This window comes from Streptomyces sp. NPDC058525, from assembly GCF_042719495.1.
In the GTDB taxonomy this organism is placed as follows: domain Bacteria; phylum Actinomycetota; class Actinomycetes; order Streptomycetales; family Streptomycetaceae; genus Streptomyces.
In genome coordinates, this window is sequence record NZ_JBHXNP010000201.1 from 1 (window position 1) to 4,090 (window position 4,090).

Consider the following 4,090-nt stretch of genomic DNA (forward strand, 5'->3'; position numbering starts at 1 on the left):
CACCTACACCCTGTACATCCAGGCCGATCCCGACCGGGTCTGGCAGGCCCTCACCGAGCCCGCCTTCACCCGCCGGTACTGGGGCCTGAGCTTCGAGACCGACTGGGCCGTGGGCTCGCCGATGGACTGGGTCGAGCGCGGGGCCCGTACCAGCGACCCCGAGCAGGTGGTCCTGGACTGCGTCCCGGACCGCCGGCTGTCCTACACCTGGCACACCTTCACCCCGCAGTGGGCGGCCTCGGTCGGGATCGACGAGGAGCTGCGGGCCCGGCTCGCCGAGGAGCGGCGCACGAAGGTGACGTACGAGATCGAGCCGGTCGGCGACGCGCTCGCGCGGCTGACCATCCTGCACGAGGGCTTCGAACCCGGCGGCACACTGCTCGGCATGTGCGGGCGGGCCTGGCCGATGCTCGCCTCGAGCCTCAAGACCCTCCTGGAGACCGGCGCCCCGCTGCCCGAACCGGAGGAGGAGCCCCGCGAGCCCGACGGCTCCTGACCCACCGGCCCCCGACGTCCGCACGGCGCCGGAGATCATGTGTACCTGACATGAAACAGGAGCACCGCCATGGCACTTGAAGAACTCCGCACCGGCGGCACGCTGGCCGGGATCCTGGACGACGCTGCCCGCGGGCGTTTCCCGCCGCCCGACGGCGGGACGACCGTGGTGCCCCAGCACGGCCGGCGCGACGCGGGCGTCATCGCCTTCACCGCCCATTCCGTGGTGTTCACCGACGAGGACCCGGAGTGGGTGCGCGCCACCCTCGCCGCCGTCGACTGCGACGGGCTCGCCGCCACCATGAACGCGCGCTTCCTGGCCGCGCTGCTCGACCGTACGGGGCGCACCACCGACACGATCGACCTGCTCACCGTCGCGGGCCCGCTGACCGGTGAACCGCCGCTGGAACTCCGCGAGATAGCCGACCCCGACCACCCCCGGGTGCGGCGCGCCCTGGGCCGGCGCGACGACGTACGGGTCTGGGCGGCCGACGGGGGAGTGCTCGTACTCGGCCGCGGCGTCGCGGGCCGCTGGGAGACGGCGGTCGAGGTCGACGAGGAGGTCCGCCACCGGGGCCTCGGCCGGGACCTGGCCCGCTCCGCCCGCCACCTCGTGCCGGACGGGCAGCCGGTCTGGTCCCAGCAGGCCACCGGCAACGCCCGCAGCGTCCGCGCCTTCCAGGCCGCCGGATTCCGGCCGGTCGGCGCCGAGGCCCTGATGCTGCCGTCCCCGCGGACCGCCGGAGCCCCGACCGGACCCTGAGCGTCGGACGCCGGGGAGGGTCGTGTGGAATGGGTGTCATGGGGAGAGGGAAGAAGAACGAGCACGTCCGCGAGGGCGCCGAGCCGCCCGAGCACTGGCGTTACGAACGGCACCTCGCATCGCTGGCCGCGGCGTCGGGCCGGTCCGCCGAGGCCGAGGTCGTGGCCGCCGTGCTGCGCGACCCGGATCCGGTGATGGCCGAGAGCGCCGTGGTCACCCACCTGAACCGGCGGGCGGCGCGGCTGCTGGACGACGACGGGTTCCCCGGCTGGGCCCGGGCGATGACCGCCGTGCTCGCCGGCCGGGCCTTCCCCGAACGGCGGCTGCGCGAGTGGAGCCTGCTCAAGGCCATCACCCGGGGCGAGGCCTGGGCCGCGGCGGAGCTCACCGCGGCCTCCGACTGGTGCCAGCGCACCGCAGCCCACACCTTGACCTCGTCCGAGGCCCTGGGCCTGCTCGCCGGCTTCGCCCGCACCCGCCGGGTCCGCAACGCCGCCGCCGAACGCCTGCGCCGCCGCACCCTGGCCTAGGCGGTCTCCTTCGCCGTCGGGGGAACGAGCCCCCGGCCGTCAGATGCCCTTGCGGACCCGGGCGGCGCGGCGGGCCTCGGCGGCCTGGCGGGCCTCCATCGTCTTGCGGGACTCCTTGCCCTTGCCCGTCCGGCCCGGCCGGGTGCCGATGCCGCGGAAGCCGAGCTCCGAGCCCGAGGGCCTGCCCTTGGCGTCCGTGGGCGCGGATCCGGCCAGCGGCACCCCGGAGGGGGCCTTCGCGCCGGTGATCCGGCTCAGCGCCGCCTCGCCGGACCGCACCTGGGTGATGGTCGGCCGGATCCGGGCGTCCGACATCAGCCGGACCATGTCCCGGCGCTGGTTCGGGGCGACGAGGGTGACGACCCGGCCGGACTCGCCGGCGCGGGCGGTACGGCCGCCGCGGTGCAGGTAGTCCTTGTGGTCGGCGGGCGGGTCCACGTTGACCACGAGGTCGAGGTCGTCGATGTGGATGCCGCGCGCGGCGACGTTGGTGGCGACCAGGACGGTCACGGCGCCGCTCTTGAACTGGGCCAGGGTCCGGGTGCGCTGCGGCTGCGACTTGCCGCTGTGCAGCCCCTCCGCCCGTACGCCCATCGCGCGCAGGTGCTTCACGAACTGGTCGACCCCGTGTTTGGTGTCGAGGAACATCAGCACGCGGTTGTCGCGCGCCGCGATCTCGGTGGCCGCCGAGATCTTGTCGGCCGCGTGCACGTGCAGCACGTGGTGGTCCATCGTGGTCACCGCGCCCGCCTGCGGGTCGACGGAGTGCGAGACCGGGTCCTTCAGGTACGTACGCACCAGCTGGTCCACATTGCGGTCCAGGGTCGCCGAGAACAGCATCCGCTGCCCCGCGTGGTGCACCTGGTCGAGGATCTCGGTGACCTGCGGCATGAAGCCCATGTCGCACATCTGGTCGGCCTCGTCGAGCACGGTGATCCGCACGCGCTCCAGGTGGACGTCGCGCCGTCCGATCAGGTCGCTCAGCCGCCCGGGGGTGGCCACCACGACCTCGGCGCCGGTGCGCAGCGCGCTCACCTGCCGCCCGATGGACAGCCCGCCGACCACCGTGGCCATCCGCAGCTCCAGGGCCTCGGCGTACGGGGTGAGGGCGTCGGTCACCTGCTGCGCCAGCTCGCGGGTCGGTACGAGGACCAGCGCCAGCGGGCGCTTCGGGTCCGCCTTCCGGCCCGCCGTACGGGCCAGCAGCGCCAGGCCGAAGGCGAGGGTCTTGCCGGAGCCCGTGCGGCCGCGGCCCAGGACGTCCCGGCCGGCCAGCGCGTTCGGGAGCGTCGCGGCCTGGATGGGGAACGGCTCCTTCACCTCGAGCCGGGCCATGGTCGTCGTCAGCTCGGCGGGCAGGTCCAGCTCGGAGAACGAGGCCACCGGCGGCAGCGCCGGCACCTTCGGCTCGTGCATCGTGAACTCACCCTGCGGCCCGGTGCTCCGGGGGGCCTTGGCGCCGGACTTGCCGCCGGGCTTGGCACCGCCCTTCACGCCGAATCGGCCATGAGCTGACGGGTTCCTCATGCAGGACCTTTCGAAGGACGTGTGCGCCGCGGGAAACGAGGCGGGTGGCGGGACGACCAACAAGATGGTCAACCGCCCATGGTACCAGCGGGGGCCCGGGGCACTCCTTACGCCGGCCCGGCGCCGAGCTCCCCGGACCGCAGCTGTGCGAGGTGGGCGCGGACCTCGCCCGCTGCCCGGCCGAACCAGTCGGCGATCACTGCGGTCTCGTCGGGCGTGTAGTCGGCGAACAGGGCGCCGAGCCGGTCGTAGAACGGCTGGTACACGGCGAAGATCCGCGCGCTCGCCGCCGGGTCGGCGACCACCCGGACCCGGCGCCGGTCGGCCGGGTCGGCCTGCCGCCGCGCGTACCCGGCCCGCTCGAGGCGGTTGAGCACCCCGGTGACGGCGCCCGTGGTCAGGTTCGCCAGTTGGGCGAGGTCGCCGGCGGCGAGGGGGGTGTCCCCGGCGCCCAGGATGTGGCCCAGGCAGGTCAGGTCGGTGACGTTCAGCCCGAGCAGCTGCGCCACCTCCTGCTGGGCGATGACGCCGAGGGCGACGTACTGGTCCATGCGCGAAAGCGCCTCCCCGGCCGTGGCCGCGGGGCGGGGCTTGCCCTGCACCCAATTACTCCTTAGCATCTAAGTTACTTAGCTCGTGAGATAAAAGATCCTGCTCCGAGCCTACTGCCGCCCGTCCGACCAAGGAGTCTCAATGACGAAGTCAAGCCGCTTGCGTGACCGGTGGGGCGGAGGTGAAGACCCGTCCGTCACGCAGCAGCGCCCACAGAACGCTT

The 4,090-nt window shown here is 73.8% G+C and carries 5 protein-coding genes; 3 read left to right on the forward strand and 2 right to left on the reverse strand.

All coding sequences use genetic code 11. From position 1 onward, the window contains the following. The 3 genes from ACFWP3_RS41610 to ACFWP3_RS41620 form a co-directional block, all read left to right on the forward strand. A partial coding sequence (locus tag ACFWP3_RS41610) for an SRPBCC family protein (protein ID WP_384232145.1) occupies window positions 1-496 on the forward strand: 496 nt, incomplete at its 5' end. A gap of 69 nt (window positions 497-565) precedes the next feature. Beyond that, on the forward strand, window positions 566-1,258 hold the full coding sequence (locus tag ACFWP3_RS41615; RefSeq protein ID WP_384232146.1) for a GNAT family N-acetyltransferase: 693 nt from the start codon (window positions 566-568) through the stop codon (window positions 1,256-1,258). Between the two features lie 38 nt (window positions 1,259-1,296). Continuing rightward, a complete protein-coding gene (locus tag ACFWP3_RS41620) occupies window positions 1,297-1,788 on the forward strand; it encodes a hypothetical protein (RefSeq protein ID WP_384232148.1) in 492 nt (163 codons plus the stop codon). A gap of 39 nt (window positions 1,789-1,827) precedes the next feature. Here ACFWP3_RS41620 and ACFWP3_RS41625 read toward each other — a convergent pair whose 3' ends face one another. Both ACFWP3_RS41625 and ACFWP3_RS41630 read right to left on the reverse strand, forming a co-directional pair. Next, the gene (locus ACFWP3_RS41625; protein WP_384232149.1) at window positions 1,828-3,315 is read right to left on the reverse strand and encodes a DEAD/DEAH box helicase; all 1,488 of its coding nucleotides are present in this window, start codon (window positions 3,313-3,315) and stop codon (window positions 1,828-1,830) included. Window positions 3,316-3,422: 107 nt separating this feature from the next. Next, window positions 3,423-3,917, reverse strand: coding sequence for a MarR family transcriptional regulator (locus ACFWP3_RS41630; protein WP_384232151.1), 495 nt, complete (start codon window positions 3,915-3,917; stop codon window positions 3,423-3,425). Window positions 3,918-4,090: the final 173 nt, after the last annotated feature.